General features: G+C 69.7%; 13 protein-coding genes. 1 reads left to right on the top strand and 12 read right to left on the bottom strand.

The window, feature by feature from the left end:
- Positions 1–35: 35 nt before the first annotated feature.
- From HMPREF9006_RS03150 to HMPREF9006_RS03160, 3 genes are read right to left on the bottom strand one after another with little or no spacing between them, the layout of a single operon-like run.
- Positions 36–521, bottom strand: coding sequence for an S-ribosylhomocysteine lyase (locus HMPREF9006_RS03150; protein ID WP_009212086.1), 486 nt, complete (start codon positions 519–521; stop codon positions 36–38).
- A 3-nt stretch (positions 522–524) separates the two neighbouring features.
- Positions 525–2,495, bottom strand: coding sequence for a DNA primase (gene dnaG / locus HMPREF9006_RS03155; protein ID WP_009212087.1), 1,971 nt, complete (start codon positions 2,493–2,495; stop codon positions 525–527).
- Positions 2,496–2,538: 43 nt separating this feature from the next.
- On the bottom strand, positions 2,539–3,843 hold the full coding sequence (locus tag HMPREF9006_RS03160) for a deoxyguanosinetriphosphate triphosphohydrolase (protein ID WP_009212088.1): 1,305 nt from the start codon (positions 3,841–3,843) through the stop codon (positions 2,539–2,541).
- Between the two features lie 220 nt (positions 3,844–4,063).
- Here HMPREF9006_RS03160 and HMPREF9006_RS03165 point away from each other — a divergent pair, with 220 nt between their 5' ends.
- Positions 4,064–4,447: a hypothetical protein gene (locus tag HMPREF9006_RS03165; protein ID WP_156794383.1), complete on the top strand. Its 384-nt coding sequence runs from the start codon at positions 4,064–4,066 to the stop codon at positions 4,445–4,447.
- Between the two features lie 52 nt (positions 4,448–4,499).
- Here the strand turns inward: HMPREF9006_RS03165 and HMPREF9006_RS03170 are convergent, their stop codons facing one another.
- From HMPREF9006_RS03170 to HMPREF9006_RS03210, 9 genes are all read right to left on the bottom strand, one after another.
- On the bottom strand, positions 4,500–5,159 hold the full coding sequence (locus tag HMPREF9006_RS03170; RefSeq protein ID WP_009212090.1) for a response regulator transcription factor: 660 nt from the start codon (positions 5,157–5,159) through the stop codon (positions 4,500–4,502).
- Positions 5,156–6,598, bottom strand: a complete 1,443-nt coding sequence (locus tag HMPREF9006_RS03175) for a sensor histidine kinase (RefSeq protein WP_009212091.1) — start codon at positions 6,596–6,598, stop codon at positions 5,156–5,158. Before HMPREF9006_RS03175 ends, HMPREF9006_RS03170 begins: the two co-directional genes overlap by 4 nt.
- Positions 6,599–6,693: 95 nt before the next feature.
- The gene (locus HMPREF9006_RS03180; protein ID WP_009212092.1) at positions 6,694–8,013 is read right to left on the bottom strand and encodes a UDP-glucose dehydrogenase family protein; all 1,320 of its coding nucleotides are present in this window, start codon (positions 8,011–8,013) and stop codon (positions 6,694–6,696) included.
- A 44-nt stretch (positions 8,014–8,057) separates the two neighbouring features.
- The gene (locus HMPREF9006_RS03185; RefSeq protein ID WP_009212093.1) at positions 8,058–9,038 is read right to left on the bottom strand and encodes a phosphotransferase; all 981 of its coding nucleotides are present in this window, start codon (positions 9,036–9,038) and stop codon (positions 8,058–8,060) included.
- Positions 9,025–10,158 (bottom strand): phosphotransferase, encoded by a 1,134-nt coding sequence (locus tag HMPREF9006_RS03190; protein ID WP_009212094.1) that lies wholly within the window; start codon positions 10,156–10,158, stop codon positions 9,025–9,027. Before HMPREF9006_RS03190 ends, HMPREF9006_RS03185 begins: the two co-directional genes overlap by 14 nt.
- The gene (locus HMPREF9006_RS03195; protein WP_009212095.1) at positions 10,155–11,960 is read right to left on the bottom strand and encodes an ABC transporter ATP-binding protein; all 1,806 of its coding nucleotides are present in this window, start codon (positions 11,958–11,960) and stop codon (positions 10,155–10,157) included. Before HMPREF9006_RS03195 ends, HMPREF9006_RS03190 begins: the two co-directional genes overlap by 4 nt.
- A complete protein-coding gene (locus HMPREF9006_RS03200; RefSeq protein ID WP_009212096.1) occupies positions 11,953–13,074 on the bottom strand; it encodes a glycosyltransferase family 4 protein in 1,122 nt (373 codons plus the stop codon). The genes HMPREF9006_RS03195 and HMPREF9006_RS03200 overlap by 8 nt, the downstream gene beginning before the upstream one ends.
- Positions 13,074–14,279 carry a glycosyltransferase gene (locus tag HMPREF9006_RS03205; protein ID WP_009212097.1) on the bottom strand — a complete coding sequence of 402 codons (1,206 nt, stop codon included), beginning with the start codon at positions 14,277–14,279 and terminating at the stop codon, positions 13,074–13,076. Before HMPREF9006_RS03205 ends, HMPREF9006_RS03200 begins: the two co-directional genes overlap by 1 nt.
- Positions 14,276–15,427 carry a glycosyltransferase family protein gene (locus HMPREF9006_RS03210; RefSeq protein WP_009212098.1) on the bottom strand — a complete coding sequence of 384 codons (1,152 nt, stop codon included), beginning with the start codon at positions 15,425–15,427 and terminating at the stop codon, positions 14,276–14,278. Before HMPREF9006_RS03210 ends, HMPREF9006_RS03205 begins: the two co-directional genes overlap by 4 nt.
- Positions 15,428–15,473: the final 46 nt, after the last annotated feature.

The following is a 15,473-nucleotide window of genomic DNA, read 5'->3' on the forward strand; positions in this document are numbered from 1 at the left end:
CTTTCCCCGGGACCACACCGGGGGATGCCCCGGTGTCATCCCTCCTCGGTCAGCACTCGACGCTCGAAGGGGTCAATGGACACCCCCTGGTCGATGACAGTGCGGCTCCACTCGCGCGCACTGAACAGGGAGTGATCCCGGTAGTTGCCGCACGAATACACGTCGGTTCCCGGCACGTCCTCCCACGTGATGTCCTGCGCGATGGCGCGCAGGGAGGAGACCAACGCCGCCGCGACCTCCTCCACGCTGGGCGTCCCCCACGTGATGAGGTGGAAGCCCGTGCGGCACCCGAAGGGCGAGCAGTCGATGATGCCGTCCATGCGATCGCGCAGCAGAGAGGCCAGCAGGTGCTCGATCGTGTGCAGCCCCGAGGTGGGAATCTCTCCCTCGTTCGGTTGGACGAGGCGCACGTCAAAGTTGGAGATGCGGTCCCCTCGGGGGCCCTCCTCCACGCCGATGAGGCGCACGTACGGCGCCTTGACGGCTGTGTGATCCAAGGCGAAGCTCTCCACGTCGGCCATCGGTTAGTCCCTTTCTGTGTAGTTTTGTCTGCGTTGCTCCAGTCGCATGAGTGAGCGGAACGCCTCGGAGTACTCGGGGTCCTCCTCGCTCATCCGAGACAGGTGAGCGCGGGCTTCCCCCAGCTTGCGGGTCAGGTCCATTCGAACCATCGCGGCCACGACTCCGCGACAGTAGGACCGCAGGTCCGCCTCGCCCGCGACGGGCAGGGGGGCGACGGCCAACTGGGTGACCGCCGGGGCGATGAACTCGCCCGCGCTCTCCAGCACGACCTGTACGAAGTGGCGGGAGGCCGCCGCCGTGGCGTTCTCCCCCGGCCCGAAGTGGGCCTCGGCCTGGCGCATCATCTGGGTGAAGGCGTCCAGGCCGCCGACCGCTCGGATCGCGTCGTGAACCGCCCGGTGGGTCGGAACCGTGAAGGACTGCCCGTCCAGCTCCTCGAAGCCGGAGCCGACGACCGCGAGCGGCTGCTGGAGCACCGCCTCCAGGGCCTGGCGCTCGACGCGAGTGACTGGGTCCTCCGGTCCTCGCCGCTCCGGGTTCGGCGCCGGGCGCCCGGCTCCCGCCATCTCCACGGCGCCGGGGCGGGCCTCGTGCTCGCTCGCCTGGGTGCGGGCGGCCACGCGGATCGCCTGCTCAACCGACCGCATGTCCATTCCCAGCCAGCCGGCCAGAGCGCGCGTGTACTCGGCGCGCAGCGCTCGATCCTTGATGTGGGCGACGATGCCGGCGGAGGCGCGCAGGCCCTGCACTCGCCCCTCGGCGCTGCGAAGATCCATCTGGGCCAAGACGGAACGAATCGCGAATTCAAACAGCGGGGTGCGCGAGTTCACCAGGTCAACGACCGCCTGGTCTCCCGCCGACAGCCGAAGCTCGCACGGGTCCTGGCCGCCCGGGGCGACAGCCACGAACGTCTGCGCCGCAAAGTTCTGGTCCTCCCCGTACGCGCGCAACGCAGCCTTGCGCCCGGCGCTGTCGCCGTCAAAGGTGAAGATCACCTCCGACCCGTGCGCGCGACCGCTCGACAGGAGCACCCCCGCCGCCGGGTCGGCGTGGTCGCCCAGGAGGCGGCGAATGATCCGAACGTGCTCGGATCCGAACGCCGTCCCACACGTGGCCACGGCGTTCGTCACGCCCGCAACGTGGGCGGCCATGACGTCGGTGTACCCCTCGACGATCACCACCCTGTGGTCGGTGGCGATCGACTTCTTGGCCAGGTCGAGGCCGTACAGGAGTTGAGACTTCTTGTAGATGGGGGTCTCGGGGGTGTTGAGGTACTTCGGGGAGTCCTTCTCCGACTCGTCCAACCGTCGCGCCCCGAAGCCGACGGTCGCGCCCGTGATGTCGCGGATCGGCCACACCAGGCGCCCGCGGAAGCGATCGTAGATGCCCCTGGTGCCCTGCGAGGCCAGGCCCGCGATCTGGATTTCCTGGTCCGTGAAGCCCTTGGAACGCAGGTGGCGGGTCAGAGCATCCCAGGAGGCCGGGGCGTAGCCAACCCCAAAGTGCGCGCACATTGACTGGCTGAAACCCCGGTCCGCGAGGAATTGGCGTCCCGCGTGCGCCTCGGGGCTGGCCAGCTGGGCCTGATAGAACTCCTCGGCCACGCGGTGGGCGTCCAGCAGGCGCTGGCGCTTGCCCGGCTCCTCGGTGCGCACCCGCGCCCCGCCCTCCTCGTAGTGGAGGGTGATGCCGGCTTTGGCCGCGAGCATCTCCACGGCCTCCATGAAAGGAAGGTGGTCGATCTTCTGCACGAAGGAAATGACGTCCCCGCTCTCCCCGCACCCGAAGCAGTGGTACATGCCCAGGTGGGGACGCACGTTGAAGGAGGGGGTCCTCTCGTCGTGGAAGGGGCACAGGCCCTTGAGGGAGCCGATTCCCGCGGGTTTGAGCGCTACGTGTTCGCCGATGATCTCGTCGATCTTGAGCGCGTTACGTACCGCTTCAATGTCGTCCTTGCGAATCAGACCCGCCATGTTCTTCAGTCTACCGAGGCCCGCAACCGGGCGCGGAGGAACCCTAGAGCTGGGAGGAGAGCATCCCGCACCAGCGGGCATGCCAAGATGAGGCTGACACGTCGGTGAGGGAGGCGACCTGATCGATCACCGCGCGCAGGCGCACCCCGTCTCCCGACGCAGCGCGCCACTGCTCGGCAAACACGGGTTCGAGCGCGTCCGCTCCGGCCTCGTACAGGGCGTCGACGAGGTCGGCCAAGAGGGTGCGCTGCTGGTAGTACACCGGCTCCGTTTCACGCGGACTCATGACGTAGTGGACGGCCATGCCCTTGAGGATCTGTATCTCGGCCCTCACCTGTCGCGGCACCACCAGGTCGGCGCGATACCTGCCGAGAGGCTCGTCGCCGAAGGCCTCGCGCGTGGCACGGACCGTGGCCGAGCAGAAACGCCCAATAAGCTCGCTCGTCGCGTCCTTAAGGCGAGCCAGCGAGCCGTAGGAGCCATCGAAGGAACGCAGCCACTCCGGCATCGACACGATCCGTGTCAGGGCATCCTCCAGATCCGAGCGCGCCACCGAGGCACCGTACCAGCCGAGCGTGGAGGCGATGACGGCATCCGCGTGGGCATCATCGTACAGGTCCGACGGATCCAGCTTGCGGGTGGCCACCGCGTCCTCCACGTCGTGCACCGAGTACGCGATGTCGTCCGACAGGTCCATGATCTGGGCCTCCAGGCATCGCCTGCCCGCGGGCGCGCCCTGCCGCATCCACGCGAAGGCGGCCGCATCATCGGGATAGACCGAGTACTTGCGCGTCGACTTGGCCAGGTCCGGGCCGCCCGACTTCACCCACGGATACTTGCAGATCGCGTCCAGGGTCGCGCGCGTCAGGTTCAGGCCGGCCGGCACACCTCCCGCACCGATCACCTTGGGTTCCAGGCGCGTCACCACGCGCAATGTCTGCGCGTTTCCCTCGAACCCCCCGATGGTGGCTGCCGCAGCATCCAGGGCACGCTCGCCGTTGTGCCCGAAGGGCGGGTGTCCCAGGTCGTGCGACAGGCACGCCGCGTCCACCACGTCGGGGTCCGCCCCCAGCTCCTTACCCAGCTCACGCCCCACCTGGGCGACCTCAAGGGAGTGAGTGAGGCGCGTGCGCACGAAATCATCCGAAATGGGCCCCAGCACCTGAGTCTTCTCCCCCAGGCGGCGCAGCGCCGAGGAGTGCAGGATTCGAGCGCGGTCTCGCTCGAACTCGGTGCGTTCAGAAGACTTGTGGTCCTCCGGCACCCACCGCTGCGAATCGGCATGTGCGTAAGGCGGCCGCGCATCGACCCCGTCGACGCCGGGGATGGCAAGAGAAAACTCGGTCACCCGCCCATTTTACGCTGCGCGCGCCAGACGGTCCCACTGCCGACCGACGGGCCGATATCATGGACACTGGGGTTCGTCGAACAGGGTAAGAGGCATCCCCGGGCCGCCCACCCGAACCATCCCTCAAACCGATGACGGCTTTCATGAGAATATCCTCATGCCAGGACAATCGGCTTCTCACGCTCGCACGCCATCCTCGGCAGTGATGAAAGGAGTACACATGTCAGAACGCATGAGGATCGCTTCGGCGATCTGCGCCATCGCTGTCATCGGAGTCGTCGCTTTCACGGGCCTGCGCGCACTCGCCAGCGGGTCGGGCGAGTCCATGAGCGAGTCCGGCCTCGTGGTGCCCTCTCGGCCCGAGGGCTCCGCCGCGCAGTCGGACTCCGGCGCCCAGGTGCCCACGCCGACCGCCGAACCTGATCCCACCGCCCCCGAGCAGCCTGCTCCTGCGCCGACCGCGCCCGCACCCGTGGCTGATCCTCCGCCAGCGCCCTACCGCGTGGCTCCCTCCCAGCCGTATCGCGCCACCTCCGACGACGATGATGACCACGACCATGACCGCGACGATGACGACGATAAGGACTCCGACCACGACGACTAACGAGACGTGTGGGGGCGCCACCCGACGGTGGCGCCCCCACACGTTTCCCTGCTCACACGAGACGGTACCCCATGCCTCGCACGGTCTCGAAACGATCCTTTCCTATCTTCTGACGCAGATAGGACAGGTAGACATCCACCACGTTGGATCCGCCATCGAAGTCGATCCCCCACACCGCCGACAGCAGCTGCTCGCGGCTGAGAACCTGCCCGGGATTGCGCATGAACGTCTCCAGGAGGGTAAACTCCCGGGCCGACAGATCCACCGATCGTTCCCCCACGCGAACCCGTCGGCTCTTCAGGTCAAGGACGAGGGACCCCCTCGTCAGGGTCAGTCCCCCCGGAACCGGCGCTTCCTCCCGAAGACGCAGGCGCACTCGGGCAAGGAGTTCCTCGAAGGAGAAAGGCTTGGGCACGTAGTCGTCCGCCCCACCCTCCAGGCCCGCGACGCGGTCGGACACCGAGGTGCGCGCCGTGAGCATGATGACCGGCATCTCCACCCCCTGTCCCCTGATCTGTTCGAGGACCTCGAAGCCGTCAATGTCGGGCAGGCCGACATCTAACAGCATGAGGGCGCCGCGCCCCTGAAGGGCCGCCTCGACGGCCTCCGCCCCCGTCGAATACACCTCCGGAACGAAGCCAGCGGCGCGAAGCCCCTTGGCGACGAAGGAGGCAATCCTGCGCTCGTCTTCGACGATAAGAATGGTCGTCATGGTGTGACTCCTGAGTCCGCGCCGCCCGGGCGCACTGGTATCACCAGGGTAAAGGTCGATCCCTCCCCCAGCGTCGATTCGATGTCAAGGCGCCCGCCGTGGGCGCGCGCAATGGACTCGACGATGCTCAAGCCAAGGCCCGATCCGGACACGCGCTCGGCGCCCACCCCGCGCACGAAACGGCCGCGGACCCGCTCAATGTCCTGCGGGGCGATGCCCTCCCCCCGGTCGCGCACCCACATGCGCGCGACGTCCCCTTCGACACGCGACCCGATTCCCACCTCAGTGCCCTTCGCCGAGTACTGGACGGCGTTTTGCGCCAGCTGCAGCCACGCCTGCGTCATGCGGGCCGAATCGAGGCTGCAGCTGGCGTGCGCCGAGGCGTCAAGGACCCAGTCGCGATCGCCGAGTGCGCTGGCCTTGTCCACGACGGCGTCGGTGAGCGCCGCCAGATCGACGGGCGTGGGGGCGACGGCGTCGGAGGCGCGGGCAAGCTCTAGCAGGTCTTTGACGAGGATGCCCATCCGGTCGAGTTCGTCAATCACCAGGGCGCGCGTGTCAACGACGTCGGCGTGATCGGACGGGTCCAGGAGCTCCATGTGGCCGCGCACCACCGTGATCGGAGTGCGCAGCTCGTGGCTGACATCGTCGAGGAGCTCGCGCCGCGCCACCACCGCCCGCTCGACTCGATCCAGCATCCTGTTGACCGCCGCCGCCAAGGCCGACAGGTCGTCCCTGCCGCGAACGGGCACGCGGGTCGCCAGGTCGGCCTCACCGATGGAGTCGGTGGCTCGGCGAAGCTCGCCGATGGGGCGCAGGAGCCTCGTGACGGCGAACCAGGCGAGGGGAACCACCAGCGCGACCGTACCGACGGCCGAGACCGCGTACAGCAGCATCGTGGAGTGGAAGGACTGCGAGTAGCGATTCATGTCGATGACGTGCACGAGAGCCGCCGTCGAGGTCTGGCCCCTGACGGGAATAACGACGAGACGATAGGTGGTCTGCGCGCTCGTGAAGGTCTCGTAGACGGTGTCCGTGCCCGTGGTCAAGGCCGCCACGTGGGCCATGAGCTCGAGGTCCTCTTCTGGGTGCAGGCGAGGCTCCTGGGAGGGAAGCCAGTAGAGGCTCCCCTCCACGAAGCCGACCTCCCCGGCGCTTGAGCCCCAGAAGGTGCGAGACAGGTGCGTGCGCACGATCTCGGAAGGGTCGGTGAGAGGCCCTCCCGTGTCGGGGTCTGTTCCCTCGGCGATCAGATGCTCGAGAGCCGCCTTGGACCGACGCAGGTTGTCCACCGCCCGCGCATCCAGGGCGCGCTGTTGCAGGACGGAGACAAGGATCCCAGAGACGGTGAGTGCCGCGCCCGCGACCAGGATCATCGCGGCAATAATCCTGGTGCGAATGCTGACGGACACCCGGGGAGGTGCGGGCTGGGCGCTCATGGCCTCATTGTGACCCGTACCGCTCTGGCGCGCACCCCGGCGGGGCGGCTCCTCGCGAGTTCTCCACGAGGGGCGCGCCCCGCGGAGCGCATCGCTCACCGTCCGATCCCGACGTGCGTCCACCCGGCCTCGCTCCACTTGTCGCGATCCAACACGTTTCGCCCGTCGACCACGGTGCGGGTGCGCACAAGGGGAGCGATCTCCTTGGGATCCAGGCCGACGAACTGCGGCCACTCCGTCGCCAGGAACACCAGGTCGGCGTCGCGCAGGGCAGAGTCCAGGTCCTCCACCATGGTCAGGTGGGGCTTGTCGACAGCCGCGTTGGACAGCGCGATCGGGTCGGTGACGCGCACGCGTGCTCCACGCTCGTGCAGACGCGAGGCCACATCCAGGGCCGGGGAATCACGCACGTCGTCGGTGTCGGGCTTGAAGGAGGCACCCAGGACGGCGATGTTGGCGCCCTTGACGCTGCCTCCCAGGGCGGCCTCGGCGGCCGCGACTGCCCGGCTTCGCCCACGCAGGTTGATGGCGTCCACTTCCTTGAGGAAGGCCACGGATTCTCCCCGCCCCAGTTCCTCGGCGCGCGCCACGAATGCGCGAATGTCCTTGGGCAGACAGCCTCCGCCAAATCCGATGCCGGCTCCCAGGGCGCGCCTGCCGATGCGTTCGTCGTGGCCGAGGGCATGGGCGAGCATCGTGACGTCGGCTCCGGTAGCGTCGCAGATCTCCGCCATCGCGTTGATGAAACTGATCTTGGTGGCCAGGAAGGAGTTGGCGGCGACCTTGACCAGCTCGGCCGTGGCGAAATCGGATGCGATGACGGGGGTGCCCGCCTCCAGCAGGGGCCGGTAGGCCTCGTCGAGTGCCTCGCGCCCGCGCGTGGCGGCCTCGGGGTTATCTGAGAGACCGTAGACGAGGCGGGAGGGGCGAAGCGTGTCCTCCACGGCGTAGCCCTCGCGCAGGAACTCGGGGTTCCACGCGACGTAGGCTCCGGCTGCGGCCAGCTCCCGCTCCACGCGCGCAGCGGTACCCACCGGGACCGTTGACTTACCCACGACGACGGCGCGCTCGGCCGGGTCGAGCGCCTCGGCGAGCATCGAGACGGCGGACATGAGGTGGCTCAGGTCAGCGGCTCCCGCGTCGGTGGCCTGGGGCGTGCCCACCGTGATGAAGTGGAGGCTCCGCCCGCGCACGTCGGCGGCACTCGGGTCGGCGGTGAAGCGCAGGTTTCCGGCGGCGATACCCTCATCGAGGATGTCCTCCAGGCCCGGCTCGTGGAAGGGAGAGCGGCCCGCTGCCAGCGCCCGCACCTTATCGCGGTCAATGTCGATGCCGACGACGTCGTGGCCCAGGGACGCCATGCAGGCGGCGTGGACGGCGCCAAGGTATCCGCAACCGATAACTGTCATTTTCATGGGAGTGCTCTTTCTCGTATGGGGTGTGCTAGGGGTGGGGTGCGCTAGGGGGTGTTCGCGAGGCCACCGAGCGCGTGATCTCTCCAGTCATCCAGCCAGGCGCGCGATCCGGGCCGGAACGAGTGGACGAAGATGAGGCGCAGGCGCGCGGCGTCCAGGTAGGCGTTCAGGCGCCCTTGCGAGGTCGGCATGCGTCGGGCGGCGTCGTCGAGCCACCCGATGATGGAGTCGAGGCCTCGGGCGCTCAGGGAACCGCGCAGGCGCGCCAGTTCGGCGTGCGCCCGCAGGTTCGTCAGGTCCAGGGCCGCCTCGGCGAGGCGGGCTCCGTCAAGGTCAATGACCCCGAGGGTCGTGCCATCCCACAGGAGCTGACCGTCGTGGAGGTCGGTGTGGGAGACGACGGGGGTCGCGTCGGCGGGTTCCACGAGGCGCCGGGAGGTCTCCAGTACGGCCTCGGCGAGGCGAGGGCCGTCCTGGACGGTGTCGAATCGTCGCGCGTGCTGCGCCCAGCGGGCGAGATTCCTGGCTTCGTGGGCTCCGCTGTGCCGGGCGAGGTCAGCCTCGCTGACGGGGCGCCAGGAGTCGGCGAGCAGGCGCCACCCGGGCAGGCCCGCGTCTCCGATGTCGGCGAGGCAGCGTCCGGGCAGACTCGTGAAGGTGACGGAGGTGGGCGTCCAGGACGTGATCGAGGCCGTCTCAAGCCCCCAGGATCGGTAGGCGCGCCCGGCGGTCACGGTTGCGCGGGCGATGCGTTCGCCGCCCTTGCGCACGTGCTTGGTCACCCGGTCCTCGCCAACCACGACGGCGCGGCGTGCGAGGCGGTGGACGACGAGGGTTCCTTCCCCCACGGGGATTGTGCCCAGCACCGGGTCGCAAGCGTAGAGGGAGAGGACCAGTCCCGACTGGTCGACGCGTCCCGCTCGTATCCGTCCGCGTTCGTCGACGATCTCCACGCTGATGGCCTCGTCTGCGGGCCAGGCTCGCCGAAGACCGGGGATCGTCACGACATCATCAATGAGTGCCATGGGTGTTCTCCTCCATGAGGTCCAGAGATTGTCCGACCCGCAGCGCCCAGTCGGGGCGCGCCTCGCGCAGGGGGTCTGCCAGCGACAGGGCGCGGGCGTGTAGAACCGCCGCCGCCATGGTCACCTCGTCGGGAATGCACCCACCGGCCTGTTCGTAGCCGCGCAGGAAGGCGGAGGCGGCATCGGGGCTGGTGGCGGCCGTGTAGGAGGCGACGTCCAAGGCGGCGTTCCCCATTCGGGCGCGGTCGAAGTCGGCCAGGAGCAGGCGACCCGACCCGCTGACGAGCACCTGATCCGGTGAGGCGTCGGCGTGGATGATCGCGCAGGCCCCGCCGGGTGCTTCGGGGGCAACGCGTGCGAGAGCCTCGATGCGTGCCCCCAGGTCCGCATCAAGCGCGCCGATAATGGCGGCGTGGACGCGCAGCGTGTCGGTCGTGGAGGGCGCGGGCGCGGCCAGCGCCGCCCGCACGTGGAGGGGTGGCGCGCTGGCATGGAGGCGGGCGAAGAGGCCACCGGCTTCCTCGTTCCAGCTGAGCACCTGCTCGGCGCTCCCGCGCGGGGTGGACAGGTCACAGCCTCCCGCGTCGGACAGGACGCACACGTGGGGGTCTGCGGCGTCGTCAAGCCGCTCGGGGACGGGGATGGCCTCCTGCAGGTAGCGGCCGAGGGCGGTGTCGACCCGCCTGGAGTGGGTCCGGATCCGCACGATGGTTCCGCCGCTCCGGGCGACAATTCGACGCAGGGGGTTGTGGCGCAGAATGCTCCAGGTCGCCGGGTCGACGCTCCCCGCGGCGGCGGCGCGCGCGATGTGGGTCATGAGCGCGGGGTCGGATTCGACGCCGCCCCATTGGATGCGCAGGTCGAACGGCAGGGGGCGGATCCGGGTGGGCAGGCCGAGGCTGCGCGCCTTCCTGGCGGTCTTGTCCGCCTTCGGGCGCGCGGCGGGCCACAGGATGCGCGCCCAACCCGCGGGGACCCCGTCGGCGTCAACGAGCGATGCGCTGACGGAAACACCGGGCTTGATGCGCACCCGGCTGGCCGCTCTGGCCTCGCCCAGGGCGCCGCTGAGGCGCTCCGGGTCGAGGAGGGTGGAGATTGCCAGGGACATGGACTCGTTCATGATGCCCCCGCTCCGCTGGTGTTCGCCGCGGCGCTTGCCATCCAGGCTCGGAAGAGATCGGACTGTGCGAGCAGACGCGCGGGGCTTCCGTCCAGGAGGATCCGTCCCTCCTCGATCCACACGACGCGCGTGCAGCGCAGGGCAACCTGGGGGTCGTGGGTGACGGCCAGGGCGGTGCGCCCGCTCACGAGGCCGTCGATGGCGTCCAGGACGAGGCCGGCGGATTCGGGGTCCAGGCCGGTGGTGGCCTCGTCGAGGATGATGACAGGCGTGTTGCGCAGCAGCGCTCGGGCGATGGCGATGCGTTGGCGTTGGCCGCCGGAGAGAGTTCCTCCCCGCTCGCCCACCTGCGCGTCGTAGCCGCCGGGCATCTCCATGATGAAGGTGTGCGCGTTGGCGGCCTTGGCCGCCGCCACGATCTCCTCATCCGAGGCGCCCTCGCGCCCCAGGGCGATGTTCTCGCGGATCGTGGTGGCGAAGAGGACGGCCTCCTGGTGCAGCAGGGTCACGTTGGATCGCAGCGCGGCAAGGGAGAGCTCCTTGATCGGGTAGCCGCCCATGATGACCCGGCCGCGCACGGGATCCTGAGCGCGCACCACCAGGGACGCCAAGGTGGACTTTCCGGAGCCGGAGGGGCCGATGATCGCCACCCTCTCCCCCGGGGCGACGCTGAGGGACACGGCGTGGAGGACCTCCACGCCGTCGTATTCTGTGACGACGTGGTCGAACTCGAGCGACCCACCGATGTGGGCGGGGCTGAGAGCGTCCGGGTGCGTCGCGATGTCCTGGCGGACCTCCATGAGGTCGGCGACGCGCTCACCGGAGGCCCCGGCCCGAGAGATACGGCCCGTGTACTTGGCCATGTCACGCAGGGGCTTCATGGCGGTGCGCAGGTAGGAGGTGAACAGGACGAGGTCACCCACACCCATCGCGCCGTCGAGGACCCGCAGGCCGCCTCCGACGAGGACGATGGCCGACGCGATGCCGACCAGGAGGTCCGTGGAGCGTTCGAGCCTGGCCGCCAGCCGCAGGGATTTCACACCCTGGCGCACGGCCCGCCCGTTGGCTCCCCCGAAGCGCTTCGCGATGTAGTCCTCAAGGCCATAGGCCTGGACGACGGGCATCGAGGCCAGGGATTCCTGCGCGGTGTTGGCCAGCTGGCCCTCGCCCTTGCGGGTGCTCCTGGCGGCCACGGTGATGCGCTGGGAGGAGCCTCGCGAGAGGAGAAGAAACAGCGCGATGGCCGCGACGACGATGAGCGCGAGCAAGGGGTCCAGGACGATCATGACGATGAGCATGACCGCCAGGGTCGCCGTGTTGGCCAACAGCGGCAGCCCGGCGGTGATGGCCACCTCCTGCAGGCGATTGACGTCTCCGACGATGCGTTGCACCGTATCCGCGCTGCGGTTGCGCGCGTGGAACTGCAGGGACAGGCCCTGGACGTGGCGGAACACGCGGGCGCGCAGGGACTGGGCGGTCCGGGAGCCGACGAGCGCGAAGCACACGGTGGCCAGGTAGTTGCTGGCCGCACGCAGTCCCACGATGAGAACGAGCAGGAGCGCGCAGGCCACGATCATGGGCGCGGCCGCCCACGCGTCGTCCGTTTTGGGCAGGGCGGCCTCGAACACCGAGTCGACGACGATCTTCATGGGCCAGGGCTCCATGACGCGGAACACGACGTCCATGAGGAGAGCGACGATGCCGCCCACGGCGAGGCCTCGGTTGGGGCGCACGTCCGGCCCAACGAGGGACAGGGTGCGTGCCAGCGGGCTCAGGCGCTTACCCCGGAAAATCTTAGGCATGGCGCACCCCCAACAGGTCGAGCGCCCGCGTGACGACCCCGCTCCAGGAGTGGCGGTCGACGGCGAGGCGTCGCGCCCGCTCCCCCAGCTCGGCTCGCCGAGCCGGGTCCTGGGCGAGGGAGTCGATCGCACGCGCGAGGGCGGCGGGGTCGGACGGCGGCACGAGGACGCCGCAGCCGTCGAGCGCGTCGGGTATCTGCCCAAGCGAGCTGGCGACAACGGGAAGGCCGGCGGCCATGTACTCATAGACCTTCAGGGGCGAGAAGTAGTGGTCTGCGGCGCGTTCGGGCATCGGGTAGGGGGCGACCGCGATGGCCGTTCCCTCCAGGTGGGCGGGCATGTCGTGGGGCGGGACGGAACCGTGGAAGTCCGCCTCGATGCCCGCGCGCCTCGCGCTCTCCTCCAGGTGGGGACGCTGGGGGCCGTCGCCGATGATGCGCAGGCTCCAGGGGGCCGCAGCCAGTCGGCGCGCCTCGATGAGGTGTTCGACGCCGTGCCAGGGCTTGAGGGTTCCCACGAAGGTGACGACGACGCGGCCGTCCTCCTCGCCCACCGGCGTGATCCTGGTGGTGTCCACGCCGTTGGGGATCGTGTGGGCACGCCGGGTGCCGGTGCGCTCCTCAACCCAGGCGCGCACGGGTTCGGACACGCAGATCGTGGCGGCTGCCGCGCGCACCTGCTCCCTCAGGTTCGCCAGGGCACCCTGCTCGTCGTCAAGCCTGCGGTGCTCTCGCTGCTCGTCGATGAGGGGTGCGTTGACCTCGAGGATTCCTCGGACCGACCGGGTGTCGGCGAGGCGGGCGAGCACGGTGGAGAACAGTGAGTAGCGCTCCCACACAAGGTCGGGGGTGTCCGTTTCGAGGTGCTCGGCAATGGCGCTCGCCGCCATGCCTTGCGCGCGTTCGCGGTCGGAGCAGTGGACGGGCAGCGGGTAGGTCCACGTGGGCACGCTCGCCAGGTCGGCGCTCGGGTGCTCGCCCAGGCGCACGGCGTGGATCTCGACCTCGTGCCCGCGCCGCACGAGTTCGCCCGCGACGTCTTGGATGTGGACGGAGGCCCCCTTGGTGCCGTAGACGGGGATGCCGGGGTCGGCGCACACGTAGGCGATTCTCATCAGCGCTCCTCCTCGTCTTCGAGGCTCGCCAGGCGGGCGGCCTGGACGTGGGAGTCGTAGGTCTCCTTGATGAGGGCTCGCGCACCTCGGGCCAGATCCCGGGCGGGGACGCGACCCGACGCGATGTCTCCCAGAGCCTGCGCGAGGGCGCCCGCGGAGGCCGGGGGAACGAGGACGCCGGTGCGCCCGTTGATGACGACCTCGGGGATGCCGCTGACGAAGGTGGCGATCACGGGAGTGCCCACGGCCATGGATTCAAGGATGACGGTGGGGAGCCCGTCAATGTTGCCGTCGGCGCCGGGCACGCAGGGTGCGACGAAAACGTCGGAGTTTTCGAGGAGGGAGCGGACCTCGTTCTGTGTGCGCGCCCCGAGCAGGCGGCACGAATCCGACAGGTCCCTGTCCTCGATGCGTTGGACGAGCTCGCCCGCGAGGTCCCCCTCGCCGATGATCTGGGCGTCGAAGTTGATCCCGGCATCTCGGGCCAGGGCGAGGGCGTCGATGAGGTGGGCGAAGCCCTTCTTTTCGACGAGGCGTCCGACCGCGAGAATGCGCAGCGGCCCGTAGGAGGGCCTGGGGTCTCGGTAGGCGAAGCGCGCCAGCTCCAGGGCGTTGCGCTGCAGGATGATGCGCGCCCCCGTGCCCTCGAGCACCCGGTTGAGGTAGTCCTGGTTGTAGCTCGAGATCGCGATCACCTGGGCGGCGCCCGCGCACACCTTGCGCAGCAGGTTCATATCGACGGACTCGTGGTGGATGTCCTTGGCGTGGGTCGTGACCGTGTAGGGGATGTCCGTCAGGGACGAGGCGATCCACGCGGTCCGCCCGGCCAGGGACGCGAAGTGGGCGTGCAGGTGGGTGATGCCGTCCTCGCGGGCCGCTCGCGCGAGGGCGACTCCCTGAGCGACGTCATCGGCGCTCAGGGATGCTATGTGGGGCATGAGATCAACGAAGCGGCGACGCATGTCCTCGTCGGTGAGGCCCTCGGTGAGGGTCTCCCACAGCTCGGCGGCCTTGCGGGGGCGGGGCACCCACCTGACGGGGGCCTCGACGCGCGCGATCTCGGGGTGGAAGCGCGTGTCGGTCGTGGGCCGCAGCGCGTAGATGGACAGGTCCTGGCCGAGGTCTTCGCGGGCAAGGATCTCGGTCACGACGAAGGTTTCGGAAAAGCGGGGGTAGACCTTGAGGACGTAGCCGATGCGGGTCATGTGAGTTCTCCTTCGGGGGTGCAGGTGAGCAGGCGGGCGGCGGCTCGGGCTGCGGCGGCCAGGCCGCCGAGCTCAACGTGGGATCGGTCGGTTCGGGTGGAGACGGCACCGGCGAGCCAGCGGGAAAGCAGGTCCGGGGTGGCGGCCTCTTGGCGGGCGGTGTCAACGGCGCTGGCGCGGGAGAGCGCGCGGGCTCGGATGGCCTGTTCGAGGCGCGGTTTCTCCCGCGGGACGATGAGGGCGGGGGTGGAGGTAGCGAGGATCTCGCACACGGTGTTGTAGCCGCCCATGGCGACCACGGCGGCGGCCTCGCGGATCCGGTGGGCCAGGCCGGGGCAGGATCGCACCACGGTGGTCGAGGGCCCAGCGAGGGCCTGGGCGCGGGCGAAGCGATCCTCGGCCAGCTGGGGGCCGGCCACGACGATGTGTTCGTGGCCGGCGGGCACCCGTGCGCTGGCCGCCGCCTCGACGAGGGGTCCTCCGTCGGAGCCTCCGCCGGCCGTGGTGAGCACGTAGGGGCGGGAGAGCCGCCCGGGGTATGGGTCCACGTCGGCGCGTCCCGCGGCCAGGTAGCCGGTGAAGAGGGCACGCGAGGCCAGGGCCGGAGGGATCTCGCCGCTGCTCGTGGCGTCGTGGACGCGCGGGTCGCCGTAGACCCACACCTGGTCGACCAGGGGCACCAGGGTGTCGGCGCCGCCCAGCCCCTCCCACTCGCGGGCAGCGACGGCGGGGTCGTCGAGGACGTCGCGCAGTCCCAGGACGACGCGGGCTCCCGGGTGGGAGCGGCGCAGCGCCCGAAGCGGGGCCTCGAGCTCGCGGCGGATCCCCAGCGGGTGTCGGTCGACGACGACCAGGTCGGGAGCGAAGCCGGCGAGCGCGGCGCCGAGGATCAAGGAGCGCAGCGCAACGGTCTCGGACAGGGTGCCGGGGAGCCTACGGGGAACGTAGACTCCGTCTCGTTTCTCGACTCCCGGCAGCACCAGCCAGTCGAAGCCGTTGGGCAGGGTGAACAGGGGCGAGGGAGCAAGGCCCGAGACAACGAGTCCGCGCAGCCCTCCCGCGCCGACGCCCGCGGCGATGTGGTGGGCGAGCGCCAGGTTCCTCCTCACGTGCCCCAACCCTTGGGAGTCGTGGCTGTAGAGCAGCACGGATAGTGGCGTTGTCAACGCGCCACCCCCTTCCTGTAGCGGTCCA

It is taken from the genome of Actinomyces sp. oral taxon 180 str. F0310, from assembly GCF_000185285.1.
GTDB lineage: Bacteria > Actinomycetota > Actinomycetes > Actinomycetales > Actinomycetaceae > Pauljensenia.